Source organism: Pristimantibacillus sp. Z349TD_6 (genome assembly GCF_056173205.1).
Window position 1 is genome coordinate 3107840 of sequence record NZ_CM149662.1, and the last position, 26996, is coordinate 3134835.

Below are 26996 nucleotides of genomic sequence, written 5' to 3' on the forward strand. Positions count from 1 at the left end.
GATGTTTTTATGGATATTATTTATCATGGACACTCTTGTATTCAATTGATCGCGGGGGACAAATCGCTTATTATCGATCCCTTTCTGAGAGGCAATCCGCTTGCCACTACGAAAGCGGAGGAGATAAAGACGGATGCCGTACTCCTCACTCATGCTCATATGGACCATATTTTAGATGCGGATCAGATTGCATTAAGCAATGATGCTCCTGTTGTGGCGAACCCGGAGCTCGCGGCTTATATGTCATGGAAAGGTGTAAAAACGATCGGCATGAACATTGGCGGAACGTTAGATTTGGGATTTGCCAAAGCTAAAATGGTACAAGCGTTCCATTCCTCAGGGATCGTTGTCGAAGAGGATAAAATCATTTTGTACGGCGGCATGCCTGCCGGTTACATTGTAAATATGGAACAACTAAATGTTCTTCATGCAGGCGATACCGCATTATTTGGCGATATGAAAATGATTGGTGACCGTCATCCGATCGATATCGCTTTTATTCCGATTGGCGATCATTATACGATGGGGATAGATGATGCGCTGCAAGCGGCAATATGGTATAACGCGAAGCTGGTTGTGCCTGTTCATTACAATACTTTTCCTGCCATTCGCCAAGAGGCTGAAAGCTTCGTTCAGCAGCTGCAAGAAAGAGGGATTAAAGGAAAAGTACTCAAACCAGGCGAGAAAATAACGGTATGACTAGGCATGTAATTTACATTGTCACATGTGTTTTTATAATCGTAATGTCAGTGTGTTTACTTTGGTACGCGCTATGGGATGCGAGTCAGCCCAAAACTGGACCTGTTGGCAACGGCGTTCATATGCCTACTTTCCGAGACTTATGGCCGATATACAGTATGATGGCAATGGGTGTTTTGAATTTGCCTGTGGCCATTATGCGTTATCTGGAATATAAGAAGACACAAGTAAAAGATGATGTAATGAAATAAGGTGTTTGAGAGTAAAAAGGATTGACAGCGATTTCACGTTTTGTGTATGATGTACCTGTTAACGCGTGTTCATAATGATCAAAACAACATAGAAATAAGTCCTATTTAAGAAATAGGATTTATTTTTCAGCATACATAAACGCGCGTTCACAAAAGAGGTGCCGTGATACATGTGAATGCAGATTTTTGAATTTATACTTATATAAGGCGGTAGATATGAGATGGAAGCTGCACAAGAATCCAAAAATAATGAAAAGCGCACATTAGTCAGCATGCTTGAAAAGATCGATGTGAAAACTGGCGAACGCAAGGTTTTGGCTGAATTTAATCATTTAATTGAAGCGCCAAACTGGACCAAAGATGGCAACCATCTTATTTATAACAGCGGTGGTCTGCTCTACACCTTTGAGCTAGCAACTGGGGAAAGCAAGCTGATCGAGTCGGGGTATGCCAATCATTGCAACAATGATCATGTTTTGTCACCTGACAATACACAGTTAGCGGTAAGCCATCACACGCAGGAGGATGGAAAATCACGAATTTATATATTCTCATTATCTGAAGGTTTGCCTACCCTAATTACACCGTTAGCGCCAAGCTATTTGCACGGCTGGTCTCCTGACGGCGCCTCGCTCGCTTACTGTGCAGAAAGGAATGGTCAGTACAACATTTATACGATACCGGCACACGGCGGGATTGAAGCACAGCTGACCGCTACGCCAGGTCTGGATGATGGACCGGAATTTTCGCCGGACGGCCTACATATTTGGTTCAATTCGACTAGAACTGGCTTGATGCAAGTATGGCGCATGAACGTTGATGGAAGCGAGCAGACTCAAATGACATTTGATGAGTGCAATAATTGGTTTCCACATGTTTCTCCAGATGGAGAATCCGTTGCTTATATTACTTACCGTAAGGGTGATGTTGAGCCGAACGATCATCCTGCCAATAAAGATGTTGAAATTCGTCTAATGCCAAGCAAAGGCGGACCACATGCAGTCATTTCTGAATTATTTGGCGGTCAGGGCACAATCAATGTGAACTCTTGGTCGCCGGATAGCCGGGAGCTCGCTTTTGTTAGCTATAAATTTATATAATTATTTTTGTTTGAAGGAGAGTTATTCATGGTTAACGTAAATGGGAAATGGGCGCTAATTACTGGCGCGAGCAGAGGTGTAGGTTACCAGACGGCAATTTTTATGGCCAAACAAGGCTGTAATTTGATTTTGCATAGTCGAAATATTGAACATACAAAAGTGGTGGAACAAGAGGTAAAGGCACTTGGTGTAGAAGCGTATTGCGTCCAAGCGGAGCTGGCTAATCATGAAGAAGTAGTTGCTATGCTTAATGAAATCGAAGCTAAGGATACTCCTGTAGATATCGTTTTTAACAATGCTGCAGTTCAAATCGCCTACCGTACCAATTACTGGGAAACACCCATTGAAGATTTTGAGATGAGCTTCCGTATTAACTTCATTTCAATAGCAACGATCTGTCACCGCTTAATTCCCAAGATGATTGAACGTGGATTTGGACGTGTCATTAATACGACAAGCGGTATTAAAAATGAGCCGGAGCAGGCAGGTTATGCTGCAAGTAAAGCCGCTCTTGATAAATTTACGAAGGATTTGGCTTCCAGACTGGAAGGAACCAACGTCATGATTAATATAACAGATCCAGGCTGGTGCAGAACGGACCTGGGAGGCCCTCATGCACCTAGCTCAGTAGACACTGTTATTCCTGGTATTGCAGTTGGTGCCTTTGTAGATGATAAGAAAAGTGGTAGATTCTTTCATGCGCAAAATTTTGTAGGAATGACATTAGAAGATGCAGTTGCAAAAGCTGAACAAATGGCAGCGAAACCATACATCATTTAGAACGAATATATGCTAATAGTAGCATGACAATATTCCTGCTCTTCTCACTAACCGTGAAGGAGCGGGATTTTTGTTGTGAAATATTTTTTTTCGACTTCTTACTTCGACAACGTTTTATTATGCATGAAGCTATACTAAACAGGTGCTATTTTATTGACAGCGGAGGGTTGCTCATGACTAATTCGAATTTCAGAAAGCGGATAGTTTGGTTCATTAACAGTGAGAGCGAACGAGTGTTAAGTAATTTGAAGAGCGGGGCAGTTAATAAAGAGAATGCTTTAGGAAGCTTTAACACGCTGTATCAGATCGCTTCATCAACAAGAGATACGGATACGATGGTAAGCTTGTGCGAAATGATCGACAAGGTAAGAGAATCGAATCATCGATCTGGATTATTTCATTTTACTGAGATGCGCAAAGGATCTTTTTATTGACTCTATATCGTTTTCATAGGCGATTTCAAAGAAAAGAGACCGATTCCGGTCTTTTTTTGTTGATTCAATTATTTCCTGCGGGGTAAGTATTGTTTAAGAATAATCTTACAACGAAGCTGAAGGGAGCACTGAGCATGAATAAACCTACAAAAAAGCTTAATAAATTGCTTTTGATAACGATGATGAGTATCGTTGTTATTTTCACCGCTTCCGCTTGCAATAATGATAAGGATGTTAATAACAATGGCAACAGCAACGTGATTGAAGACGGCGCCAATAACACCCCTGATTCGACGGATGATGCCATAACAAACGATGATGTTACAACACCTTAAATGCGCCATTTCTATGTAAAAATGAACAAAGGGGCTGTCTCAAAAGTCATTTTGCGATTTTTTGAGCACTACTTAGAACTTATTTTCATCGAGAAAAAGGACCTCAAGATCCACTATACAGTGGAATTTGAAGTCCTTTCATTTGAAAACGGGAATGTTTTCCTGATGCAAAGACTTTTGCGGCAGCGCCTGCAGCATCTTCATCTAAGTGCAGAAATGCACTTATTTAACCAAATTTTCTTCAAATCTGATCAATTAGAGGTATTAGTACACCTAGTTGCAACATTCCAATCTTGTTTGTTAAAAACAGGTGCACTTTTACACTTATTTACTCTCCACTATCGGTTCGCGCACATTACAATCATATGACGATCATCGCTGATGCTGGATATGGTCAGTCTGAGTTATTATGCGCTACAATCAGCAAGCAAGGGAAATAGCGAGGAAGGAAATTCGCTGTCGGTAAGACGAATGATTGAAACCGAAAGTATTTTAGGGCAGATAAAGAATAACCAAGGATTCCAGCGTTTCTGCTTCGCAGCTTACCTAAGGTAAGTCTGGAGGTCGGGTGGCTTTCGCTTGCCCATAACCCTATGAAGCAAACATATACCAGAATAGAAAAATAGCAGTACAGGAATAGCTCTCCTGTACTGCTACCAATACCCCCGTTCAAAGCGAGCTATTCCTCAGCGAGCTTGATGCTTATGGGACAGCCCCTTTGCTTTTCAACTATTTTTTTGAATTTTTCTTTTTTGCTCTCGAAATATAGGATCTCTCGCTTTTATTGCGTTTATGCGAACGGTTTGATCTGTTTTCTTGTTCGCCACCTACTTGATTTTCATCAACATAGCAGTATTGATAAAGGTGTTTTTCACAAGGAACACAGTGATGACGTGTAACAACATTTACTTGATGAACTACCTCTACGATTTGTGGATGGAAAACATCTCTGGTAACCGTTACTGGAGGATCATATACCCGGACTGTCGGACAAAATGGTCTGCAAGACAATATTGTCAGCTCCTTTCCTAGTAGTCTTCTATACAATATGAAACTCCCTTATACAATGCTTGTGCTGCTGCCTTGCGAGACAAATGAGGATTGAGAAGCGCTAGGTTAATGCAATGGTTCAATCAATTATAACTAGAGATTGGACTTCTGATTGAAGTCTGATAATATGGGAGCAAGGCCTCTACTCTTAGAGGCCTATATTTTTATAAGGAGGAAGCAGCAAATGATGCGAATCATCGTCGAAACCTTGCCGCTGCGCAATACGTCTTTAGGGGGTGAAGTATACTATGAACCATAGTCTTCCCTTAGATACCCTTAGAGATCAGCTAAGGCTTCAGCTCGTAGTTTTGGGTGAAGAGAAACAAGCTTTTCTTGATGCACACGCGCCTAAACAGGAGTCAGAGCGAAAGCAAATCTATCAATTTATTACCGAATATGTACAGTTTGTTGAGAAAGAGCTGAAATCATCGGATGAGCGTTTGCCATCAACCGTATTTATAGGCTGCGAGGTTACCATTTCTTATTTGGATGATGCTACCTCAGATACGTTCAAAATTGTTTATCCGCATGATGCAGATCCGGAGCAGAACAACATTTCGTTCCTCTCTCCTGTCGGAAGACAGCTGCTGATGAGCCGCATAGAAGATATTATATCGGTTGAGACGCCAGCTGGAGCTATGCGAATGCGAATGCTTCATATTCAATAGAACCAGAAAAAAACCGCTGAAGCTATAGCTTCGGCGGTTTTTTAGTATGTTTTCTATCATTCTGAGAGGCAAAATTAACCTCTGTTAGTTTGAAGTCTGATCACGTTCCAAGATGCTTTGCCGAGCATCGCTTTAACGTTTCCATTATCAGCTCTGGCAGTGCCGCGGTTATGAGGTACGACGTTGCTTGGGTTCGTTTTCGTATTATTGGCTTTCAAATCATCATGCTCCAAAACGATATGCTCGATAATGCTCACATCGCCGAAGCTGCGCACATCTACATCAAGCTCAAGCCCTTCAGACAAATGACGATTGACGGCGAAAATAGTAATTTCGCCTAGCTCCTCATTAAAAACGCTGATTGCTTCTAAATAAGGAACGTCAGTGAAATCCTTGGAATCGTATTTCGGTGATGAAATAATCGGATGAAGCACGGTTCCTCTTCCATAAACGGAAGCGTGAAGATAAGGATAATAGGTCGTTTGCAGCCATAATGGCCCGCCGGTCTCTGTCATAATTGGGGCGATGACATTAATCAGTTGAGCGATACATGCCATTTTTACGCGGTCCGCATGTTTGAGCAGTGTGATTAGGAAGCATCCTACAGCCAGTGCATCCTCTAGTGTATACACATCCTCGAATTCAGGTGGAGCAACTTGCCAAAGCTCTTCTGCTCGGCTTGAGCCGATCGAGTTCCATACATTCCACTCATCAAGCGAGAGCATCAGCTTTTTCTTGCTCCGTTTCTTTGCCATCATATAGTCGCAAATGGCTGTTACGCTGTAAATGAACTGATCCATATCAAGCGATTTTGCCAAGAAGTTGGAGGAATCGTTTTCGTTATTGTTGTAATACGTATGAAGCGATAGGAAGTCCACTTGATCATAGGTAAGGTCAAGCACGGTTGCTTCCCACTCCGCGAAAGTGCTCATGCCGCTGGAAGAGCTGCCACAAGCAACAAGCTCGATAGATGGATCGACCCAGCGCATTGCTTTGGCCGTTTCATTCGCAAGTCTTCCATATTCCACAGCAGTTTTTGCTCCGATTTGCCAAGGTCCGTCCATCTCATTCCCTAAGCACCATGTTTTAAATTTATGAGGCTCTTTATAGCCATGCGAAATGCGAAGATCGCTGTAGTAAGACCCTGATGGATGGTTACAATATTCAACAAGGTTTCTAGCCGCATCAATGCCGCGTGTTCCAAGATTTACAGCCATCATCACTTCTGAGCCGACAAGCTTCGCCCAATCTGCAAATTCGTTTGTTCCTACTTCATTCGTTTCTGTTGTCCACCATGCAAGATCAAGAAGACGTTTGCGCTCGGATTTAGGCCCGACGCCATCCTCCCAATTATAGCCGGATACAAAATTTCCTCCTGGATAACGTATAATCGGCACATTTAAAGAGCGAATGGCCTCCAACGCGTCGCTGCGGAAGCCGTTTTCATCTGCGGTAGGGTGGCCGGGCTCGTAAATTCCGCCATATACCGCTCTGCCTAAGTGCTCAATGAATGATCCATAGAGCCGTGGGTCGACTGCGGAAAGTGTGAAGTTTTTATCAATATGCATGGTAGATTTCATAGACATAATTAATTTTCCTCCTAATTGAATTAATATATTAACTAATTCATATTTGTTGATTTAATATTTAATATTTATCATAATAAATAAATACATTCAATACGATTGTTGCGAAATGCTTTAGGATTAACTAAATTACTAATTGTAAAAGCGGGTGAGTTTCAGATGTATTTATCAACCGATGCAGCGTCGCTGCGAGTATACGAAGCGCTTGCGAGCGAAGTGCGCTTGCAAATTATTGATTTGCTGAACAACAAAGAGATGCATATAAAGGAGCTTGCTGCAGAGCTGTATTTGAGCAGCGCAATTGTAAGCACCCATGTCAACAAGCTGCAAAATGCCGGCCTCGTTAGTTATAGAATGCGCAGAATAAATGGAGGCACTTATAAATATTGCTCCTTGTCGACGGAGTATCTCCAAGTTAAACTGTCTAAATATGCAGAGAGTTCTAGAAAATATAAGGAAGTGTCCATGCCGGTTGGACATTATACAGATATTGAAGCTGCTCCGACCTGCGGCATAGTATCCAAGGAGAAGATGATTGGGCATTATGACATGCCCACTTATTTTATGGATCCTGAGCGTGTTCAAGCAGGGATTTTATGGTTCACTAGAGGTTTTGTTGAATACAAAATTCCTAATTATTTATTTAAGGATCAGGTCGTACAGGAAATTGAAATATCATTTGAAATTGGATCAGAGGCACCCTATGTCAATGAGAATTGGCCGTCAGATATTCAATTTGCTCTGAATGAGCAAAAGCTTGGCATGTGGACGAGTCCTGGCGACTTCGGCCGGATGAGAGGCCGTTATTCACCAGATTGGTGGCATTCTGACGTTAATCAGTATGGCCTATTAAAGGTGCTTCGAATAAATAAAAAAGGTTCCTTTATCGATGGTCAGCAAATTTCTGATATGACAATTGATGATGTATCATGGAATCGTTCACAGTGGACATTCCGCATAAGTGCGGATGATACATCGCAGGGCCGCGGCGGTCTCACCCTTTATGGAAAAGGATTCGGGAATTATGACCAAGATATTGTTATTCGCAGCTATTATGAATGATTGCCTTCTTATTTGACAGAAAAAAATGACGGGGATGGCGGAGGTTTACGAATGGAAATTTCATGTCGTGTTGTTATTGTAGATGACGAACTATTAGTCAGGCAGGGAATTAAGCATCTGTTGAATTGGGAGCAGGAGGGCTTCCAGATTGTAGGAGAGGCATCCAATGGAAAAGAGGCGCTTGAGCTGATCGAGCGTGTCGAGCCTCATATTGTGATCACTGATATCGTTATGCCTGTAATGGGCGGAGAAGAGTTAACTCGTGCAATAAAGGCAAGATATCCAGAGATTGAAGTCATCATATTGAGCAGTTATGGCGAGTTTGATTATGTGAGATCGACCTTTCAAAGCGGCGTAGTCGATTATATTTTAAAACCTAAGCTTGAAGCTATTCAGCTATTAGACACGGTGAAACGAACGGCGCAAAAAATTCCGTCTCTGAAGCTAGTGGAATCAACTAACGAGGCTTTATCCGTTAAACATATTGTAGAGAAGCTAATATCCGGTTACGAAATCGATGTGGATGACCACGTCCTTGCAGAAGCATTTCCGCATAACAGCTATCGGCTGATTGGGGCAGATTTGAAGTCTCTAAACAGCATGAGCAGGGAAAGATATGATGATTCCTATTGGCTCGACAAAATGAAAGCGGTGCTCAGCAGCGAATGTCCGCAGGCGGTTTATTTTGCACTGCCGGTAGAACCTAATTTGGCAGCACTACTCGTCAATATGGATCAAAGCGAGCAGCATAGCTTGGTAAGAGCAGGCAGAGAGCTTGCTGCTTGGACGGGAGAGCGGCTGAAAGAGATTGGTTGGACGATCGGTGAGACATTTGATGATTTGAGACAGCTTGGTTCGAACTACAAGAACAGTTTTCTGAAATTAAACTCTTACCGTTACTTTCTTCCGTCCACCAATCGTTTGATCGTACATGGCGAACTTCCAAAAACCTCGGATGAAATTGATGTTTTCAACATGAATCAATTTACTGAGCTTTTGAACAGACGGCAGTTCGATGAAGCGTTTGGCGAACTGCTCCATTATGTGAATAGCCGTTCAAGCCAATATAAAACCGATGTTTTCGAGTTTAAATCCTTCTTAGGAAATGTCATTTTTAATATAACGATTTTATTGGGCCGCCTTGACCCAGCGATGAAAAAACTAGATGAAACGAAGTACGCCTATTTCAAATCCATTGGTGAATCTTCTCATGTTAACGAGGCAGCTGCGCTCTTACAAGCATTTATTAACGAAGTGAATGACGTGGTTCAGGTGAGAGGCGCAGCAAGCAGCAATCCGAATATGACGCTGCTGCTGCAATTTATTCGGGAGAACTACACTGAGCCGCTTAGTCTGACGGAGATCGCCAAGCATTTTCATTTTAATCCATCGTATTTGTCTAGTTATTTCACAGCGCATAACAAAGAAGGTTTTAGTGAATATTTGAATAAAATCAGAGTGGAGAAAGCGGCTGAGCTGCTGCAGCAAGACGCAGCGTCCATTTCTGAGATTAGCGGCATGGTTGGTTATTCAGATCACAGTTATTTCACGAAAGTATTTAAGAAGCTGACGGGTCTGTCGCCTAGTCATTATAGAAAACAATACATGGGCAAGAAGAGGGATTAGGTTATGAGAGTTTTTTTGGACAAATTTAAATATCACGGCCTATTTATAAAAATGTTTACGGTTACGCTTGTCAGCATCATTGCCGTGTCGCTGCTTACCTCTACCGTCATGATACAAATGTCAGAGAAGCTGTTCATGAATACCTTCAGCATTACAAACTCCAAAATCATCAGTCAAATTAAAGCGAATTTTGAATCCTTCAACTATTCGATCGTCACCGCCTCCAATAATGTGCTGCAAAATGGTTCGATAAAAGGTTTCCTCACAAAGCCGGACAAAAACGCAATTTCGTCGGTTAGCAGTTATTATGAGGCCAGTATGCAAATGAAACGGATTCAGTCCAATGTCGCTGCGTACCCCGTTACCATTACGATCACAGGGATTAATGGCAAAAGCCATTCGACAGACAGCTATTATTGGCCAAGTTCCTTGGAGAAGCTTAGAAATAGCCGCTTAACCGAGAATACGCTAGTCGCGCCAAAGCGGTTAATCTATCAGTTGGATATTGAGAACATGGCTGATACGTCAGCAGAAGATCCGATCATTGTTGCATCAAGGGCACTTATGGAAAAAACGAGCGCAAAAAAATACGGCATTGTTTATTTTGCAATAAAGGAAAGTGAATTTAAACGGTTTTATTCAAGCTTCACAAGCAGAGGCAACGATGTTGTTATTTTGGATCGATCTGGTTTGGTCGTTTCAAGCAATCGTCATGAGCTTATAGGAAAACAAGAAGATGCTCTGCTCGGTTACGCCAAAGAAATTGACGAGCAAAAATTAGATTTTAAAGATGTAAGCGTGTTGGGGAAAAGCAACTTGGTGCTGTCTCAATATCTCCCTGTTTATGATTTTTACCTCGTTAATTTAATCGACAAGCAAGCAGTGCTCAGCGAGATGGTTGATTTTAAGACTGTCGCGCTTATTTGCATTGCCATTGTTTTCAGTGCACTTATTATCGTATTTCTTATTTCTAGAAGATTGACGAAATCGTTGACGATGCTGGCTAGACAAATGTCGGTTATTACTGCCAATCACTTCGATAATTATATTAACGTCACAGGCAGCTATGAGATTAAGCAGCTCGGAAATGCTTACAACTATATGTTGGATGAACTAAATGATTATATTAAGCAGCTGATTCAAACGCAGAAGGATCAGCGCAATGCAGAGCTTTCAGCGCTGCAAATGCAAATTAATCCTCATTTTCTTTATAACACGTTAGCATCCGTCAAAATATTAGTGCAGCAGGGCAACAAGGAAAAAGCAGCAGCCACGATCAATTCACTTATTTCATTATTGCAAAATACAGTAAGCAACATCAGCGAGACAATCAGCGTAGCGCAAGAGCTCGTTAATTTAAAACATTACGTTTTCATTAACCATGTTCGTTACGGCGAGCAAATTGTCGTTAATTATTTTGTTTCGAATGATTGTTATGGGTATCATTTGCCGAAGCTCATCATCCAGCCATTTATTGAAAATGCCTTTTTTCACGCCTTCCAAGAGCGAAATGACGGTCATATTTATGTGCTTTTCTCGCGCGAGGATAATGCATTAGTGATTGAAGTCGTCGACAATGGGGTTGGCATGAAGGATTATGACCATGAAAATCAGGACAACAGCTCGAGCAGCGGCAGCCATTTTTTCTCTGGAATTGGCATTCGAAACGTTCAAGATCGGATCGTATTGCTCTACGGAGAGGAATTTGGCGTTGAAATTGTGAGTGATATCGGTGAGGGAACACGAGTGAAAATTAGGCTTCCGCTAAAATCCTCCTAAAAAAAATACCAATAAACAAAATAAATCACAATTACATAATAACGATTGGAAAGGTAACAATAGAATGACAAAAGCACACAAATATATTGCTAACGGGTCAATTTATCGAGTTGATATAATTAAAATCGTTAGCCGGCAAACGCTTTCAAATAAGTATTCAAGGGGTTGAATGAATTGAAAAAACTACTTGCAATTATGTTGGCCAGCTTCGTACTGCTGACCGCATGTTCTAGTAAAGAAAACAATGTTCCTAACAATGGCGGTACACCTGCTGAGGGGACGAAGGAAATTACAGTATGGGCGTGGGATAAAGCTTTTAACATCGGTGCTATGGAGCGCGCAAGCGAAGCCTACAAAGCAAAAAATCCGGATTCCACTTTAAAAGTCAACATCGTTGAAAATGCGCAAGCGGATATTATTCAAAAATTGAATGCTGGTTTGAACGCAGGTACAACAAAAAGCTTGCCAACCATCGTGTTGATTGAAGATTATCGTGCACAAAGCTTCTTGCAAGCTTACCCAGAAGCATTTTTCGAATTAACAGATTTCATTAAGCCAGGCGACTTTGCCGATTACAAAATCGGGCCAACTAGCCTAGATGGCAAGCAATACGGCGTACCATTTGATACGGGCGCTGCAGGCTTGTACGTAAGAAAAGATTACTTAGAAGAAGCCGGCTATAAGCTAGCTGACCTTCAAGATATTGACTGGAAGAAGTTTATCGAGATCGGTAAAGCTGTGAAAGCCAAAACAGGCAAAGCACTTCTTACACAAGATCCGAATGACCTTGGACTCATTCGCATGATGATCCAATCTGCTGGCTCATGGTACTTGAAGGAAGACGGCACTACACCTAATTTAGCAGGCAACGAAGCGCTTAAAGAAGCTTTTGAAACATACAAAGAAATTATGAACGCTGACATTGTGAAGGTTATTTCTGACTGGAGCCAATTTGTTGGTGGATTCAATAGCGGTGATGTAGCAACGATCCCTACCGGCAACTGGATTACAGCTTCCGTTAAGGCTGAAGCATCACAGTCCGGCAAATGGGCAGTCGTGCCATTCCCTAAACTAACGAACAACCCGAATTCCGTAAATGCTTCTAACCTTGGCGGCAGCTCATGGTATGTCATGAACGTTGACGGCAAAGAAGCAGCGGCAGAATTCTTGAAACAAACTTTTGGTTCGGATGTAGATCTTTATCAGAAGCTTGTAACAGAGATTGGCGCAATCGGTACTCTTAAAGCAGCAGCTGCTGGCGATGCGTACAAGCAAGCGGATGAATTTTTCGGCGGACAAAAGGTCATTGAAGATTTCGCTAAATGGACAGAAAAAATTCCAAAAGTGAACTACGGCATGCACACGTACGCGATTGAAGACATTCTCGTTGTAGAAATGCAAAATTTCTTAGGCGGCAAAACAATCGATAAAGTACTAAGCGATGCTCAAGCACAAGCAGAAACGCAAGTTAAATAAATCAGAGCATACGGCAAGTGAATAAAACCTGGGGCTTCTCCTACTCCTGATTCGCATGTTCGGCTTCCGGCAGCAGGAGCTGGAGGAGTCTAAAGGTTTTATTTTTTCCGTAAAGAAAGGGGTTAGGCTAACGTGAAAGCAGCGAGGCCTGGCGTGAGTATTCGCACGAGAGCCAACTTAACTGGATGGATGTTCGTTATACTAGCCGTCATTATGATTGCGGCGTTCTATTTCTATCCGATGATTCAAGCGCTCATTTTATCGTTTAAATCCGGAAAAGGTATGAATCTATCATTTACAGGTTTTGATAACTACGTTCGGCTATTCAGCGATAAAACGTTTTTGACTGCCGTTAAAAACACATTTATTTATTTGATTATTCAAGTACCCGTTATGATTGTTTTGGCTATGTTTATTTCTGTATTGCTAAATGACAGCAAGCTGAAATTTAAAGGTTTTTTCCGTACGGCAATATTTTTACCGGCCGTTACCTCACTCGTTGCTTATTCCGTTATTTTTAAATACTTGTTTGCTACAGACGGATTGGTCAATAAAATGCTGACTAATCTCCATTTGGTCTCGACACCGATTCAATGGATCACGGACCCTTTCTGGGCGAAAATAACAGTTATCATTGCAATCACATGGCGCTGGACTGGCTACAATATGATTTTCTACTTGTCCGCGCTTCAAAATATTGATCACTCGATTTATGAGGCAGCAAAAATTGATGGCGCCTCCTCTACGAGACAGTTTTTTGGCATTACGGTGCCATTGCTTAAACCGATCATATTGTTTACATCCATTACTTCAACGATCGGAACCTTGCAGCTGTTTGATGAAGTTGTCAATATTACGAAGGGTGGACCAGGTAATGCGTCGATGTCCATTTCGCAATATATTTACAATTTGTCATTCAAGTATTCGTCCGATTTCGGCTATGCTGCAACCGTGTCGTATTCCATCGTCATCATGATCATCATATTGGCATTTGTACAGTTTAAAGCGGCAGGTGATAAAAATGGATAAATTAAAACGCATCTTTGTTTATATTTTTCTAAGTGTCGCTGCGTTCGTGTCCATCTTTCCATTTCTTTGGATGATTATCAGCGCTACGAATAAGTCGGCTGACGTAACGAAGGGAAGATTGCTTCCCGGCAGCCAGCTGTTTGAAAATTTAAGTCAGTTATTTGAGACGGTAGATATTGTTCCAGCATTGTTGAACTCGGCAAAAATATCGGTCACAACAACCATATTGGCCATGGTTATTGCCTCACTCGCTGGTTATGGCTTTGAGATTTATAAGAGCAAAGCAAAGGATGTTGTATTTAACATCCTGCTGTTATCCATGATGATTCCTTTTGCGGCTATCATGGTGCCGTTGTATCAAATGTTTGCAGGCATATCGCAAGCTGTACCCTTTCTCGGCATAGACACGTTGTCTGGTGTAGTTCTTCCGACCTTTACCACAGCGTTTCTTATTTTCTTCTTCCGTCAGAACACGAAGATGTTTCCGCGGGAGCTGCTGGAGGCGGGTCGAATTGATGGGCTTAACGAAATCAGTCTTTTCTTCCGTATCTTCATGCCTACAATGAAAACGACCTATGCAGCGGCAGGAATTATTACGTTCATGTCGAGCTGGAACAACTACTTATGGCCGCTCATTGTATTGCAATCGCCGGAGAAGAAAACAATTCCGATGCTTATATCCAATCTAGGATCGAGCTATTCACCGGATTACGGCATTATTATGACAGCGATCGTTATATCCACGATTCCAACTGCGCTAGTGTTTTTCCTAATGCAGAAGCATTTCGTAGCAGGGATGACGGGTTCAGTAAAATAAGCATAATCAGAGTCAGGCGGGCTGCTTGTTTCACCGCAGCCCGCCTGACTTTTAAATCCATTTAAGGGGAAAATAAAATGAATGAAATGAAACCGACGATAAATTGGCTTACCGATTTAAGCGTATTTGCTGTGAACCGGCTGCCAGCACATTCTGATCATCGCTATTACGAATCAATAGAGGAAGCAGCCGCTGATGACCAAATGGCACTTCGCTATGATCTAAACGGAAGCTGGAAATTCAGCTATGCCGTGAAACCGGAGGATCGTCCAGAGCGATTCTACCAATTGGATTATGTTTGCGATAGCTGGGGAGATATTAACGTGCCGGGACATATCCAAATGCAGGGTTACGGCAAACCGCAATATGTAAACACGATGTATCCTTGGGACGGTCATCATGATATTCGTCCGCCAGCTATTCCGGAGGATCATAACCCTGTCGGCAGCTACGTTAAATATTTTCAGGTACCAGCTAATATGCAGCAAAAACCAGTCTACATTTCGTTTCAAGGTGTGGAGTCAGCGTTTTATGTATGGTTGAATGGTAAATTTGTTGGATACAGCGAGGACAGCTTTACGCCAGCGGAGTTTGATTTATCGCCTTATTTGGTAGATGGCGAAAACAAGCTTGCGGTTGAAGTTTATCAGCGCAGTACAGGCAGCTGGCTGGAAGATCAGGACTTCTGGCGTTTCTCAGGCATTTTCCGTGATGTTTATTTGTATTCCGTTCCAAGTATCCACGTCCGTGACCTATTTGTACATGCAGATTTAAATGATGACTATACTACTGGCAGTATTCAAGCCGATATGAAACTCGAAGGGCAGCAGCCATCGAGAATAAGGATGGAACTAAAGGATGCAGACGGTTTATCTGTTGCGACGGTTTCCTCTGATTCGGTCGAAGGTTCATCCTTAACCCTTTCATTGGATGCAGGTGTAGTGATCCCTTGGAGTGCAGAAAAACCTTATTTGTATATGCTTTATATTACGGCTTATGATCAAGCAGGTCATCTCATTGAAGCGATTCCTCAAAGGGTTGGCTTCCGCAAATTTGAAATGATCAATAAAATCATGCATCTAAACGGCAAGCGTATCGTATTTAAGGGCGTTAACCGCCATGAATTCAATAGCCGCAAAGGAAGAGCGATTTCGAAGGATGATATGCTTTGGGATATTGCTACGCTTAAGCGCAACAATCTGAATGCGGTGAGAACCTCTCATTATCCGAATCAATCGTTATGGTATGAGCTATGTGATATTTATGGCGTATATGTCATCGATGAGATGAATTTGGAGACGCATGGCTCGTGGCAGAAAATGGGCGCAGTTGAGCCTTCGTGGAACATCCCGGAAAACAAGCCGGAATGGCAGCCAATCGTTATGGACCGTGCGATTTCCATGGTTGAACGCGATAAGAACCATCCGTCTATTCTCATTTGGTCAGTGGGCAATGAAGCTTATGCTGGTGAGGTGCTCTTGAACGTATCGAATTACTTCCGCGAGACGGACCCTAGCCGTTTAGTTCATTATGAAGGTGTATTCCATAACCGCAAATATAACGACACAAGCGACATGGAGAGCCGGATGTATGCTAAGCCCGCTGATATCGAAGAGTATTTGAACGATGACCCGCAAAAGCCATATATTAGCTGTGAATATATGCATGCTATGGGCAACTCAGTAGGCGGCATGCATAAATACACGGAGCTTGAACAAAAGTATCCGATGTATCAAGGCGGCTTCATTTGGGACTATATTGACCAGGTAATCGTGAAGAAGGACCGCTATGGTAAAGAGTTTCTTGCTTACGGCGGAGACTTCGATGATCGCGCGACGGATTATAACTTCTGTACGAATGGTATTGTTTATGCGGATCGTAAGGAATCGCCGAAGATGCAGGAAGTAAAATTTCTTTATCAGAACTTGAAGCTTATTCCTGATCGCCATGGCGTGACGATTAAGAATGAGAATCTGTTCGAGGGTACGGATGCATATGATTTAGTTGTTTGCCTCCATCTTGACGGGAAAGAAATATTCCGCAGTACATTATCCGTTGATGTGGCTGCACAAAGCGAATCATATGTGAAGCTTGAGCTTCCTGAGGCAGCGGAGCAAGGGGAATATGTACTGCATGCTGCGCTCACATTGAAAGAAGATCATTTATGGGCACAAGCTGGCTATGAGATTTCCTTCGGACAATTTGTGTTTTTAGTGGAAAATCGTGCGGAAGCCGTGCATCCGGAAGGTTCGCTTCGAGTTGTCGAAGGTGATGTTAACATTGGCATGCATGGCCGCGATTTCAGCATCATGTTCTCGAAGCAGGCAGGCACGCTCACATCGGTCAATTATGCGGGCAAAGAGATGATTGCTATCCCGCCGGCGCCATTATTCTGGCGTGCAACAACGGATAACGATAAAGGTTTCTCGCTCGGCTTCGATTCCGGCGTATGGTTTGCGGCAAGCCTGACACGCAAATGTACTCAAGTTGAACTTACCGAGCAGTCTGGAAGTGCAACTGTTACCTTCCAGTACAAGCTGAGCATTAGCTCGGAAGTGCTTGTCACCGTAGCGTATACCGTGTTCGCAGACGGCAGCTTGAACGTCAAATCCCGCTACAATGGAGCGGAAGGGCTGCCGAAGCTGCCAATATTCGCATTATCATTCAAGGTTCCCGCAGATTATAGCCATTTGGATTGGTACGCCATGGGGCCGGAAGAGAACTACATTGACCGGGCATTTGGCGCTAAGCTTTGTGAGTTCAGCAACAATGCCGCAGACAATGTATCCGGCTATGTCGTGCCGCAAGAATCAGGTAATCGCACGGGCGTTCGCCGTGTAAATATTACGAATGATTATGGTCGCGGCATTCGAATTTCAGCGCCTGCATCGCAGCCGGTAGAATGCAATATTTCGCCTTATACAGCATTTGAGCTTGAAAGTGCCAGCCATCACTACGAGCTGCCGAACGTGCATTATACGGTAGTTACCGTAGCCGGCAGACAAATGGGTGTTGGCGGTGACGACAGCTGGGGTGCGCCAGTCCATGACGAATATCTCATTCCAGCAAATCAAGAGATGGCGTTTGAATTCAATATTCACCGCGTATAAGTTATGTTTATGAACAAGATTATGTAAAATGAAGTGAGGCTGTCCCCAATGTAGATTGTTCTACTTCAGGGGCAGCCTCTATTTATTTTTCCTGCCGGTACTTGGAAGGACTGCAGCCTTCACTCCCTTTGAATGCGCGGCTGAAAGCATGAATGTTCGAATAGCCGAGCTGCTCAGCGATATCCTGCATCGGCAAATAAGTAAACTGAATCATCATTTTAGCTTTTTCTATACGGATCTGCTGATGATATTGAATCGGTGTTTTCTGAAACATGTTTTTGAACAAATGAATCAAATGGAATTTGCTTATATGGAATCGCTCAGACAGCTCATCCAGCTTGATGCAGCGGTGCACATTATGCTCAATGTATGAACGAATATCCGTAAGCAGACCCAGCTGTCCATCACTTTTTGTTTTGCTGCCCCAATATTGCTCTCTCATGATGAGGGACAAAATCGCCAGCAAACAGCCTTTGATACGGATCTCATAAAAGGGAGGTTTCGTTTCGAATTCGCGAATCAATTCGAAGAGCGATTGTTCCAAAGGAAAGGGATCTCCAAGGCGAAAATGAGCAGGCATAAGAAACGGTGATGCGGATAGCTCATTATTACGAAACCAGCCCTTCTCCTTCGTATTCATCTGATGGAGCGGTTTAAAGGAAACGCCAACATCTTGGCTGTCAGGCTGAACATACAGATCAAAATGAACATGGGGCTGGCGAACTCTCGTTCCGCCAATATTTTGAATAGCGTGTCTTTGCCCGGGCTTAAAGAAGAAGCAGTCTCCAGCCTTTCCGTGATAGACAACATCCTCCACGGTTACGAGCATTTGACCCTCCATGAGGTATAGCAGCTCATAATCCCAAATAACCCGCTCATCCATCTTCCACGTAGGCTCCAGCACACTGTCCATAGCCACCCGAATATAGGGGGACAGTTTATCGACCTGCATATCGATCACCTCAGCAATTTATGATAAACAACTTAACAATAAAAGGTAAGGGATAATCATATCTATCATTATATAATAGGCTCGATAATAAACAATAATTGATACATGAGGTGATGGACTATGCTGCAGCAGCACGGACTAGGATTTGGCTTATCCTCCGCTCCGCTCGTCACGAATGCGCGTACCCGATCCATTTCAGCAGAAAATGTGAATGGTGAGAAGGGGCAGGGCGGTAAAGAAGCGAGCAACTTGGGCATTGGAAGAAAAGGCAGGCCTGCCATAACACTAGGTCAAGGTGAAGAAGTGACGCTTGCCCATATTCAAGGGACGGGAGTAATTCAACATTTCTGGATTACTGTCGCGGACAAAACGGGCAGAGGGCATGCGGCACAATACGTGCTTCGTGATCTTATTCTGCGCATGTACTGGGATGATGAGACGAGCCCATCGGTGGACGTTCCGCTCGGTGATTTTTTCTGCAATGGCTTCGGTATGCGAGCAAGCGTTCATTCACTTCCGATTGCTGTCGTCCCGACGGGCGGCATGAACTGTTATATTCCAATGCCGTTCCGGAAATCGGCGAAAATCACGATTGTAAATCAGCATGCCGCTAACATTGATGGTTTTTTCTATACGTTTAATTATTCGCTCGTCGATGAGCTGCCAGAGAATGCAGCGTACTTTCACGCGCAGTGGCGCCGTGAGAAGGTCACAGAAATAGGCAAAGACTATACGATTCTGGATAATGTCAAAGGTGCAGGACAATATATCGGCACATACCTAGCTTGGGCAGCACTTGAGCGGAACTGGTGGGGAGAAGGCGAGATCAAATTTTATATGGATGGCGATCAAGATTGGCCAACGATTTGTGGAACGGGCACGGAGGACTATGTGGGAGGCGCATGGTGTTTCAGCAATACGCGGACAAACGAACCCGAATCGTATTCCACGGCGTATTTGGGCTATAAGTTTTACAAAGAAACGACGGAGGTCGACCCGTGGTATGGTCATAATGTACCCATGCACGGCATGTACCGTTGGCATCTGCCCGATCCGATTCGATTTGAAAACGATCTGCGTGTGACGATTCAGCAAATCGGTCACGACCATACGAAGCTGTTCGAACGCTCCGACGACATCTCATCCGTAGCCTATTGGTATCAGATGGAGCCGCATGCCCCATTTCCTCAGATGCCCCCGGCTAATGAGCGATGGCCGAGGTAAGCAAAAGGCAGTGAATACATTCGTGATAACAATAGAATAGAAGTCCATGATATGATAGGGAGAACGTCGTATTTTACAAAAGAAAGGAGTTATTCGAATATGTACGAGCATCTCGTATCATTTAAGTTTAAAGAGAAGCTTTCTAGCACCAAAGAACAGGAGCTGCTGAGCGCTCTTTATTCCTTGCAAACAGAAGTTCCAGGCATCATTGAATTGACTGCAGGCTGTAATGCAACGACAGAAACGGATAATATTCAAGGTTACACACTGGGCTTGCGAGTTACCTTTAAGGATCAGCAGTCTTTGCTCGACTACGGTCCGCATCCTGCACATCAGCATTTTGTAGGTTTGCTGGACGGGCTGCTTGATAACGTAATCGTTGTTGATTATCCAATCTTGAATAAACCGATCAACTAGATGTCGAATCTGAAGCAGGCAGGGTGAACATATGGCTGAAAAGGAAGAGCTGGTTCGGTTTGGCGTGTCCTTTCCGGCACCGCTGATTGATCAATTTGATCGATATACAGACGAACTTGGCTATCATAATCGATCGGAGGCCATTCGTGATTTGGTTAGGCGAGCCTTGCTTGAGCCAACCCGAATGAACGGTCAGGAGCATGTTGCAGGTACGATTGTTCTCGTATATGATCACCATGTCAGTGATTTACCCATTGTTCTGATGGAGGTGCAGCATCGCTTTCATCACGATATTATTTCCAACATGCATGTCCACTTAAACCATGATCAATGCTTGGAGGTCATCGTCGTGAGAGGACAGCTGTCGCGCCTGCGGTCGCTGCATCAGCAGATTCAAGCACAGAAGGGCGTCATTTATGCCGAGCTCTCCGTTACTTATGCGGACAAACATGATTCTGCCAAAGAGCATACTCATACTTGAGATCGGAAGCTGTTATATTTGAATTTTTCAATAGGATTGTACAATTAAGAGGATTTCTAACATATCGACGCTGTCGATGTTAGGTCCTCTTTTTTTCTGGCGTTTTTTGAGCGAATTTTGAAGAAAAAGAATGAAACTCTATCAAAGTCGTGTTACAATATCACATAATCGTGTTACTTAATGTAACGCAACAGGAGGGATTGGGTTGAAAACTATCGTTTCAGCTATCACTTATGCAATCATTGTTATATTCATCATCACAGGATGCAGCAGTGTGAAGCCGGCAGACACCGCTGCCAAAACAGATGAGCTAATTGTTGCAGTAGGATCAGAGCCGGACACCGGTTTTGATCCGATTAAGGGCTGGGGACGATACGGCTCTCCGCTATTCCAGAGTACACTGCTTAAACGAGATGATGATCTGAATATTGTGAAGGATTTGGCTGCTGACTATCACGTAAGCGAGGATGGCAAGTCGTGGACGGTCAAGCTGCGGGAGGATGTCGTATTCTCCGACGGAAAGCCGTTAACTTCTGAGGATGTGAAGTTTACATTCGATACAGCTGCCAGCAATGGAGCTGCGATTGATCTAACTAATTTAGCAAACGTAGAAGCAGGAAATAACGAAGTTGTGTTTCATTTAAAGAAACCGCAATCGACATTTGTTTATTATCTTATAACGACAGGTATTGTACCTAAACATGCTTATTCGAGCAGTTATGCGGAAAACCCGATCGGCTCAGGTCCGTTTATATTCGTACAATGGGATCGCGGACAGCAGCTAATCGTAAAGGCAAACGCGAACTATTACGGAGACAAGCCGTATTTTCAGAAGCTGACTTTCTTATTTTTAAATGAAGACGGCGCATTCGCGGCAGCAAAGGCTGGAAGCGTTGATCTTGCTTATATACCGTCCACGTTTAGCAAACAAAAGGTTGCTGGCATGCGGATTGAAGCAGTAAAAACAGTAGATAACCGCGGAATAGCATTCCCCTATGTCAAAGCTGGCGGCAAAACGGAAGAAGGTTATCCCATTGGAAATGATGTAACCGCTGATAAAACAATACGCCTGGCAATCAATACGGTAATCGATCGTCAGCAGCTGGTCGATGGCATTTTGGACGGACATGGCTCACCTGCCTTTACAGCGAATGATGGTCTTCCATGGTGGAATGACGAGACGAAGATCAAGGATAATGATGCTGCTGCAGCTGCAAAAATATTAGTGGATGGAGGCTGGGTGGACAGCGATGGTGATGGTATCGTCGAAAAAGGGGAGTTAAAAGCACAGTTTACACTTCTGTATCCTTCAGGTGACGTTACACGGCAATCGTTAGCGCTGGCTGCGGCGGAAATGGTGAAAGCTGCCGGCATTCACATTTTGGTTGAAGGTAAAAGCTGGGACGAGCTTGAGAAGTTGATGCATTCGAATGCTATGCTGCTAGGCTGGGGAAGTCATGACCCGCTCGAAATGTACAATCTATACAGCAGCACATTCAGTGGCGTTGACTATTACAATACGGGTTATTACAGCAACCAGACCGTGGATCAACTGTTTGAACAAGCGTTGGACGCACGCACGGAGGAAGAAGCACTGGCCTATTGGAAAAAAGCGCAATGGGATGGACAAACGGGACTGAGTGCAAAAGGCGATGCTCCATGGGCATGGCTCGTAAATATTGATCATTTGTTTCTCGTGAAGGACAAGCTTAATATCGGAAAGCAGCGTATTCAGCCGCATGGTCACGGATGGCCTGTAACGGACAATATTGAGAGCTGGCGCTGGGAAGAGTAACGGGCGGGAGAGGTTGTCGGCATGCTACAGGGAGTTGCAGTATTTGTAGGGAAAAAGTTTATCCGATTAATTGCGCTGCTTGCATCGGTCAGCATCATTACTTTTGCGCTCGTTGCTTTATCGCCAATTGATCCCGTGCAATCGTATATCGGAGCAGATGTCATGCGTGTCGGCGCAGAGCAAAGGGAGCAGATTGCTGCTTATTGGGGACTTGACCGACCATTCGCTGAACGATTTATAAAATGGGCGTCTGCTCTGCTGCAAGGTGATATGGGCACCTCAATGATATACAGAGAGGCTGTAACGAAGGTGATTGCGGATCGTTTCTTGCACTCGGTACTGCTCATGGCGTTCGCATGGACGCTGTCAGGCATTATTGGATTTGCCGCTGGCGTGGCCGCAGCGATAAAGAAGGATTCGTGGTTGGATCGGTTGATCAAAAGCTATTGTTATACACTGGCTTCGACGCCTGCCTTTTGGATCGGCCTGCTGCTTATGATGGTATTTGCCGTATGGCTCGGCTGGCTGCCAGTAGGGCTCGGTGTTCCTGCTGGGGTATTGGCAGGGAGCGTAACGGCTGCCGATTATATTCGTCATATGATTTTGCCAGGTATTACTCTGAGTGTCGTGGGCATCGCACCGATTGCACTCCATACACGCCAGAAGCTGATTGATGTGATGGAAAGCGATTATTATTTGTTTGCCAGAGCTCGAGGTGAATATGGTGTGAGTTTGTTTCTTAGACATGGTCTTCGCAACATTGCATTGCCTGCGATTACGCTGCAGTTTGCTTCATTTGGAGAATTATTCGGTGGAGCCGTTCTTGCAGAGCAGGTGTTTTCTTATCCGGGACTCGGTCAAGCGACGGTAGAAGCGGGTCTTCGCGGTGATGTGCCGCTGCTTATGGGGCTTGTCTTATGCAGTACAATTTTTGTATTCACAGGCAATGCAATAGCTGATTATTTTTACCGTATGGTTGATCCAAGGCTGAGGTACGGGAAGGAGGCGCAAGGATGAATCAGCTGACAATTCTTCAGAAACCAGCTGCTCGGAAGCGTTCAAACGAACGGCGACGAATGCTTATATCGGCAATAGGCGCAGCGCTTCTGCTTGCAAGCATCGGCATAGGCAGCTGGCTTCTTGATTCATCGGGACTTTCAGTTCAGCTGAATAATCGGAACTTGCCTCCGTCGCTAGCTCATTTGTTCGGAACCGATTGGCTGGGGAGGGATATGCTTTCCCGCACTGTGAAGGGACTGGCACTTAGCATTCAAGTTGGGCTGCTCGGTTCGATTTCCAGCGTACTTATTGCAGCGATGATGGGATTGATGGCGGCAACGCTTGGGAAGACGACTGATCGCATTATTTCCTGGCTTATTGATATTTTTCTAAGCGTACCTCATCTCGTGTTGCTTATATTGATTGCTTTTGTTTGCGGGGGCGGCCTTAAAGGGGTAGCCATCGGCATCATGCTGACGCATTGGCCAAGCCTTGCTCGAGTGATTCGTGCGGAGGCGATGCAGCTCATGTCAGCGGAATATGTGCTAGTTGCGAGGAAGCTCGGAAGATCACGTTTGTCCGTTGCTGCAAGGCACTTAGCACCGCATTTATTTCCGCAATTGTTGGTTGGTTTTCTGCTGTTGTTCCCACATGCTGTGCTGCATGAAGCGGCGATAACCTTCCTAGGCCTTGGCATGTCACCGCATCAGCCCGCAATAGGAATTATACTTTCTGAATCCATGCGTTACTTATCGACAGGAATGTGGTGGCTTGCGGTATTTCCGGGACTCGGATTGCTGCTGACTGTACGCGCGTTTGATAAGCTGGGCAACCATTTGCGGCTGCTCATTGACCCGCGAAATGCTCAGTTATGACGCTAATGGAAGGCGATATTGCTCAATATGAAGGGAGGTGCCCATATGCCACTGCTGGAGGTGAATAAACTATCCATTTCCTTTATGCACTATGTGAAAGGCAGCTCGCAGGAACAGGTTTCGATTATCGATGAGCTGGATTTCGCGATAAATGAAGGTGAAATCGTAGCCGTCGTTGGAGCGAGCGGATCGGGAAAAAGCTTGCTCGCTCATGCGATTATGGGCATTTTGCCTAAAAATGTTGTGATGTCCGGAAGCATCTCATACGGCGGAGAAGTGCTGAATGAAGCTAAGCTTAAGCGTTACCGCGGTAAGGAAATTGCCTTAGTACCGCAATCGGTAAGCTTCCTTAATCCGTTAATGCGAGTAGGCAATCAGCTGCGCACGCGCGAAGATGGCGCTGAGCAGCTTCAGGAACGGAGAGGGTTATTTGCGCGGCTTCAGCTTGGAGCACATGTGGAGAGGCTGTTTCCATTTCAGCTCTCAGGAGGCATGGCTCGTAAAGTGCTTGTCTCTACGGCAGCGCTGGAAAGAACAAGGCTGATCATCGCAGATGAGCCTACGCCAGGCATGCATCCGGATGATGTTGCAGAGGCGCTCGGTCACTTCAAGCAGCTCGCTGAAGGCGGCTGTGCCGTGTTGTTTATTACACATGACATTGAAGCAGCTCTACGAATTGCAGATAAGGTCGCTATATTTTATGCGGGAACCGCTGTTGAGGTCGCTTCGGCCAAAGATTTCCACGGAAATGGTGAGCAGCTTAGGCATCCATACAGCCGCGCCTTGTGGCGTGCGCTTCCTCAAAATGGTTTCGAACCGCTGGCCGGGACGCAGCCTGCAAGGAGTTCTACGATTTCAGGCTGTCTCTTTGCTGAACGCTGCAGCTTGGCTACAGAACGATGTGTTGACAGCAGGCCGGCGGCTCGCAGCCTTCGGAGTGGAATGGTGAGGTGTATTCATGCGACTTGATGGAAGGAATCTCGGCTGGCGTTATGCGGACGGTCCTTGGTTGTTTGAAGATTTTAACATTTCGATACAGTCAGGAGAGGTCGTCGGCCTTATTGGACCTAGCGGCAGCGGAAAAACGTCGTTAGGCCGGTTATTGGCTGGTTATTTGAACCCTATTGCAGGAGAGGTGTCGGTTGATGGACGGAGCAAAAGTAATATAGGCTCTGATCCTGTCCAAATGATTTTTCAGCATCCAGAGCGCGCGGTTAATCCAAGATGGCGGATGGCAAAAACAATGAATGAAGGTTGGTCCCCGGATGCTGCGCTGCTTGAAGCGTTAGGCATTAAGGAGCAGTGGCTGCGTCGTTATCCAAATGAGCTGTCAGGCGGAGAGCTCCAGCGCTGCTGTATTGCGAGAGCTCTCGGACCAGATACCAAATTTCTCATCGCAGATGAAATGACGACTATGCTAGATGCAATTACGCAGGCGCAAATATGGCATAAGATGCTTGAAATTGTCTGTGCTCGTCAAATGGGCTTGCTTATCATTAGTCATGATCATGCGCTTGTAAACAAAATTTGCAATCGAACCATTTCATTTCCAAGCGAATGCTAATCTTGTCCGCCCATTAGTCTGCGCAGTTTAGCTTCGGTTGATGTTTCAGGTGCGGGCGTATAGACGCTGCACCGAAGATCGGTATTTCCCTTTACTTGAAATGAGGTCAGATGATACAACATCTTTCCGACTCGTGCATGTCGAAATTCCAGCAATACATCTGGAGCAGAGCTGACCTGGCTTTGCTCCCAAAGATATTGAAACTCCGGATGGCTTCGCTTCATTTCATCAATAAACCGCTCATACCAATCATCCTGCACATATTGACCGTAATAGGCACGAAAGATAGCTAGAAATCCTCCTACAAAATGCTCCCAATTTCCCGCTAGCCTGCGGAATTCTTTCCTTGTGAACAATAACTCAATCATATTTCGCTGTTCAGCTGGAATTTGGTCAAAGTCCATAAACACATGCGAGGCGGCCTCGTTCCAACCGACGATTTGGCAGCGCCGATCCGATATAATAGTTGGACAGAAGCGCAGCTCCTTTAAAATTCTTTTTAAAGAGGGTGTAATTTCTGTCTGCTCCTCATTAATAGGCAGCGCGCTATAACCGGAACCGAGGGCGAGGGCGTACAAGTATTCCCGTTCATCGTCATTTAACTGCAGAGCCGCCGCAACACAATCCAGAACAGACGCCGATACTTGAATATCTCTGCCTTGTTCTAGCCAGGTATACCAAGTTGTGCTGACGCCAGCAAGCTGAGCGACCTCCTCACGTCGTAAACCAGGTGTTCTCCGCCGTGTTCCGATAGGGAAACCAACGTCCTCCGGCATGATTTTGGCACGCTTTGATTTTAGAAAGGATGATAATGCTTGTAATCTCGTCTCTCGATTAATCATGGTTTCCATCTCCGTACTCTCTTTATAGTAGTACTCATTATACTA

At 44.4% G+C, this 26996-nt stretch carries 25 protein-coding genes and 1 pseudogene; 23 read left to right on the top strand and 3 right to left on the bottom strand.

The features are described 5' to 3' along the window. Positions 1-9: 9 nt before the first annotated feature. From AC0VYE_RS13215 to AC0VYE_RS13250, 8 genes and pseudogenes are all read left to right on the top strand, one after another. Positions 10-699: a metal-dependent hydrolase gene (locus AC0VYE_RS13215; protein WP_475448509.1), complete on the top strand. Its 690-nt coding sequence runs from the start codon at positions 10-12 to the stop codon at positions 697-699. Between the two features lie 44 nt (positions 700-743). Then, positions 744-950: a hypothetical protein gene (locus AC0VYE_RS13220; protein WP_475448511.1), complete on the top strand. Its 207-nt coding sequence runs from the start codon at positions 744-746 to the stop codon at positions 948-950. A 221-nt stretch (positions 951-1171) separates the two neighbouring features. Then, entirely contained in the window at positions 1172-2050 is an 879-nt protein-coding gene (locus AC0VYE_RS13225; RefSeq protein WP_475448513.1) for a TolB family protein, read from the top strand. A 27-nt stretch (positions 2051-2077) separates the two neighbouring features. Next, positions 2078-2830, top strand: a complete 753-nt coding sequence (locus AC0VYE_RS13230) for an SDR family NAD(P)-dependent oxidoreductase (RefSeq protein ID WP_475448515.1) — start codon at positions 2078-2080, stop codon at positions 2828-2830. A gap of 173 nt (positions 2831-3003) precedes the next feature. Continuing rightward, positions 3004-3264, top strand: a complete 261-nt coding sequence (locus AC0VYE_RS13235) for a hypothetical protein (RefSeq protein WP_076270117.1) — start codon at positions 3004-3006, stop codon at positions 3262-3264. Between the two features lie 134 nt (positions 3265-3398). Further along, the gene (locus AC0VYE_RS13240; protein ID WP_475448517.1) at positions 3399-3599 is read left to right on the top strand and encodes a hypothetical protein; all 201 of its coding nucleotides are present in this window, start codon (positions 3399-3401) and stop codon (positions 3597-3599) included. 435 nt (positions 3600-4034) lie between these two features. Next, positions 4035-4225: pseudogene (locus AC0VYE_RS13245) on the top strand (transposase); the annotation flags it as partial. A gap of 672 nt (positions 4226-4897) precedes the next feature. Continuing rightward, on the top strand, positions 4898-5317 hold the full coding sequence (locus tag AC0VYE_RS13250) for a GreA/GreB family elongation factor (protein WP_076270114.1): 420 nt from the start codon (positions 4898-4900) through the stop codon (positions 5315-5317). Positions 5318-5391: 74 nt separating this feature from the next. Here AC0VYE_RS13250 and arfA read toward each other — a convergent pair whose 3' ends face one another. After that, on the bottom strand, positions 5392-6903 hold the full coding sequence (arfA, locus tag AC0VYE_RS13255) for an arabinosylfuranosidase ArfA (RefSeq protein WP_475448518.1): 1512 nt from the start codon (positions 6901-6903) through the stop codon (positions 5392-5394). A 159-nt stretch (positions 6904-7062) separates the two neighbouring features. Here arfA and AC0VYE_RS13260 point away from each other — a divergent pair, with 159 nt between their 5' ends. The 7 genes from AC0VYE_RS13260 (at position 7063) to lacZ (ending at position 17802) form a co-directional block, all read left to right on the top strand. Next, the gene (locus tag AC0VYE_RS13260; RefSeq protein WP_475448520.1) at positions 7063-7965 is read left to right on the top strand and encodes an ArsR/SmtB family transcription factor; all 903 of its coding nucleotides are present in this window, start codon (positions 7063-7065) and stop codon (positions 7963-7965) included. Positions 7966-8016: 51 nt separating this feature from the next. Further along, the gene (locus AC0VYE_RS13265; RefSeq protein WP_475448523.1) at positions 8017-9591 is read left to right on the top strand and encodes a response regulator transcription factor; all 1575 of its coding nucleotides are present in this window, start codon (positions 8017-8019) and stop codon (positions 9589-9591) included. A gap of 3 nt (positions 9592-9594) precedes the next feature. Continuing rightward, positions 9595-11370 carry a sensor histidine kinase gene (locus AC0VYE_RS13270; protein ID WP_475448525.1) on the top strand — a complete coding sequence of 592 codons (1776 nt, stop codon included), beginning with the start codon at positions 9595-9597 and terminating at the stop codon, positions 11368-11370. Positions 11371-11544: 174 nt separating this feature from the next. Continuing rightward, on the top strand, positions 11545-12846 hold the full coding sequence (locus tag AC0VYE_RS13275) for an ABC transporter substrate-binding protein (RefSeq protein WP_076270109.1): 1302 nt from the start codon (positions 11545-11547) through the stop codon (positions 12844-12846). A gap of 189 nt (positions 12847-13035) precedes the next feature. After that, the gene (locus AC0VYE_RS13280) at positions 13036-13875 is read left to right on the top strand and encodes a carbohydrate ABC transporter permease (protein WP_372239025.1); all 840 of its coding nucleotides are present in this window, start codon (positions 13036-13038) and stop codon (positions 13873-13875) included. Continuing rightward, on the top strand, positions 13868-14692 hold the full coding sequence (locus tag AC0VYE_RS13285) for a carbohydrate ABC transporter permease (RefSeq protein WP_076270107.1): 825 nt from the start codon (positions 13868-13870) through the stop codon (positions 14690-14692). Before AC0VYE_RS13280 ends, AC0VYE_RS13285 begins: the two co-directional genes overlap by 8 nt. A 77-nt stretch (positions 14693-14769) precedes the next feature. Continuing rightward, positions 14770-17802, top strand: a complete 3033-nt coding sequence (gene lacZ / locus AC0VYE_RS13290) for a beta-galactosidase, LacZ type (protein ID WP_475448528.1) — start codon at positions 14770-14772, stop codon at positions 17800-17802. 82 nt (positions 17803-17884) lie between these two features. On the opposite strand, the gene AC0VYE_RS13295 is transcribed toward lacZ, so the two are convergent. Next, the gene (locus AC0VYE_RS13295; RefSeq protein WP_475448530.1) at positions 17885-18754 is read right to left on the bottom strand and encodes a helix-turn-helix transcriptional regulator; all 870 of its coding nucleotides are present in this window, start codon (positions 18752-18754) and stop codon (positions 17885-17887) included. A 120-nt stretch (positions 18755-18874) separates the two neighbouring features. Here AC0VYE_RS13295 and AC0VYE_RS13300 point away from each other — a divergent pair, with 120 nt between their 5' ends. The 8 genes from AC0VYE_RS13300 (at position 18875) to AC0VYE_RS13335 (ending at position 26109) form a co-directional block, all read left to right on the top strand. Continuing rightward, entirely contained in the window at positions 18875-19978 is a 1104-nt protein-coding gene (locus tag AC0VYE_RS13300) for a glycoside hydrolase family 172 protein (protein ID WP_475448532.1), read from the top strand. 99 nt (positions 19979-20077) lie between these two features. Continuing rightward, on the top strand, positions 20078-20395 hold the full coding sequence (locus AC0VYE_RS13305) for a Dabb family protein (RefSeq protein WP_083682390.1): 318 nt from the start codon (positions 20078-20080) through the stop codon (positions 20393-20395). Between the two features lie 31 nt (positions 20396-20426). Continuing rightward, positions 20427-20876: a nickel-responsive transcriptional regulator NikR gene (gene nikR / locus AC0VYE_RS13310; RefSeq protein ID WP_475448534.1), complete on the top strand. Its 450-nt coding sequence runs from the start codon at positions 20427-20429 to the stop codon at positions 20874-20876. A 205-nt stretch (positions 20877-21081) separates the two neighbouring features. After that, entirely contained in the window at positions 21082-22671 is a 1590-nt protein-coding gene (locus AC0VYE_RS13315) for an ABC transporter substrate-binding protein (RefSeq protein ID WP_475448536.1), read from the top strand. A 21-nt stretch (positions 22672-22692) separates the two neighbouring features. Continuing rightward, positions 22693-23688: an ABC transporter permease gene (locus tag AC0VYE_RS13320; protein WP_430061784.1), complete on the top strand. Its 996-nt coding sequence runs from the start codon at positions 22693-22695 to the stop codon at positions 23686-23688. Then, complete coding sequence (locus AC0VYE_RS13325; protein WP_475448538.1) at positions 23685-24545, top strand: ABC transporter permease; 861 nt, start codon at positions 23685-23687, stop codon at positions 24543-24545. The genes AC0VYE_RS13320 and AC0VYE_RS13325 overlap by 4 nt, the downstream gene beginning before the upstream one ends. Positions 24546-24590: 45 nt before the next feature. Next, positions 24591-25514: an oligopeptide/dipeptide ABC transporter ATP-binding protein gene (locus AC0VYE_RS13330; protein ID WP_475448540.1), complete on the top strand. Its 924-nt coding sequence runs from the start codon at positions 24591-24593 to the stop codon at positions 25512-25514. Further along, entirely contained in the window at positions 25504-26109 is a 606-nt protein-coding gene (locus AC0VYE_RS13335; RefSeq protein ID WP_475448542.1) for an ABC transporter ATP-binding protein, read from the top strand. Before AC0VYE_RS13330 ends, AC0VYE_RS13335 begins: the two co-directional genes overlap by 11 nt. Here the strand turns inward: AC0VYE_RS13335 and AC0VYE_RS13340 are convergent. Beyond that, a complete protein-coding gene (locus AC0VYE_RS13340) occupies positions 26106-26948 on the bottom strand; it encodes a helix-turn-helix transcriptional regulator (RefSeq protein ID WP_076270174.1) in 843 nt (280 codons plus the stop codon). The genes AC0VYE_RS13335 and AC0VYE_RS13340 overlap by 4 nt on opposite strands. Positions 26949-26996: the final 48 nt, after the last annotated feature.

Excerpts from the sequence above, each read along its gene's own strand:
- AC0VYE_RS13250 (WP_076270114.1), top strand. The coding sequence starts at position 4,898 with ATGAACCATAGTCTTCCCTTAGATACCCTTAGAGATCAGCTAAGGCTT.
- lacZ (WP_475448528.1), top strand. The coding sequence starts at position 14,770 with ATGAATGAAATGAAACCGACGATAAATTGGCTTACCGATTTAAGCGTA.
- arfA (WP_475448518.1), bottom strand. The coding sequence starts at position 6,903 with ATGTCTATGAAATCTACCATGCATATTGATAAAAACTTCACACTTTCC.
- AC0VYE_RS13270 (WP_475448525.1), top strand. The coding sequence starts at position 9,595 with ATGAGAGTTTTTTTGGACAAATTTAAATATCACGGCCTATTTATAAAA.
- AC0VYE_RS13235 (WP_076270117.1), top strand. The coding sequence starts at position 3,004 with ATGACTAATTCGAATTTCAGAAAGCGGATAGTTTGGTTCATTAACAGT.
- AC0VYE_RS13260 (WP_475448520.1), top strand. The coding sequence starts at position 7,063 with ATGTATTTATCAACCGATGCAGCGTCGCTGCGAGTATACGAAGCGCTT.
- AC0VYE_RS13225 (WP_475448513.1), top strand. The coding sequence starts at position 1,172 with ATGGAAGCTGCACAAGAATCCAAAAATAATGAAAAGCGCACATTAGTC.
- AC0VYE_RS13325 (WP_475448538.1), top strand. The coding sequence starts at position 23,685 with ATGAATCAGCTGACAATTCTTCAGAAACCAGCTGCTCGGAAGCGTTCA.
- AC0VYE_RS13300 (WP_475448532.1), top strand. The coding sequence starts at position 18,875 with ATGCTGCAGCAGCACGGACTAGGATTTGGCTTATCCTCCGCTCCGCTC.
- AC0VYE_RS13330 (WP_475448540.1), top strand. The coding sequence starts at position 24,591 with ATGCCACTGCTGGAGGTGAATAAACTATCCATTTCCTTTATGCACTAT.
- AC0VYE_RS13240 (WP_475448517.1), top strand. The coding sequence starts at position 3,399 with ATGAATAAACCTACAAAAAAGCTTAATAAATTGCTTTTGATAACGATG.
- AC0VYE_RS13295 (WP_475448530.1), bottom strand. The coding sequence starts at position 18,754 with ATGCAGGTCGATAAACTGTCCCCCTATATTCGGGTGGCTATGGACAGT.
- AC0VYE_RS13280 (WP_372239025.1), top strand. The coding sequence starts at position 13,036 with ATGTTCGTTATACTAGCCGTCATTATGATTGCGGCGTTCTATTTCTAT.
- AC0VYE_RS13285 (WP_076270107.1), top strand. The coding sequence starts at position 13,868 with ATGGATAAATTAAAACGCATCTTTGTTTATATTTTTCTAAGTGTCGCT.
- AC0VYE_RS13320 (WP_430061784.1), top strand. The coding sequence starts at position 22,693 with ATGCTACAGGGAGTTGCAGTATTTGTAGGGAAAAAGTTTATCCGATTA.
- AC0VYE_RS13265 (WP_475448523.1), top strand. The coding sequence starts at position 8,017 with ATGGAAATTTCATGTCGTGTTGTTATTGTAGATGACGAACTATTAGTC.
- nikR (WP_475448534.1), top strand. The coding sequence starts at position 20,427 with ATGGCTGAAAAGGAAGAGCTGGTTCGGTTTGGCGTGTCCTTTCCGGCA.
- AC0VYE_RS13230 (WP_475448515.1), top strand. The coding sequence starts at position 2,078 with ATGGTTAACGTAAATGGGAAATGGGCGCTAATTACTGGCGCGAGCAGA.
- AC0VYE_RS13335 (WP_475448542.1), top strand. The coding sequence starts at position 25,504 with ATGCGACTTGATGGAAGGAATCTCGGCTGGCGTTATGCGGACGGTCCT.
- AC0VYE_RS13215 (WP_475448509.1), top strand. The coding sequence starts at position 10 with ATGGATATTATTTATCATGGACACTCTTGTATTCAATTGATCGCGGGG.
- AC0VYE_RS13220 (WP_475448511.1), top strand. The coding sequence starts at position 744 with ATGTCAGTGTGTTTACTTTGGTACGCGCTATGGGATGCGAGTCAGCCC.
- AC0VYE_RS13305 (WP_083682390.1), top strand. The coding sequence starts at position 20,078 with ATGTACGAGCATCTCGTATCATTTAAGTTTAAAGAGAAGCTTTCTAGC.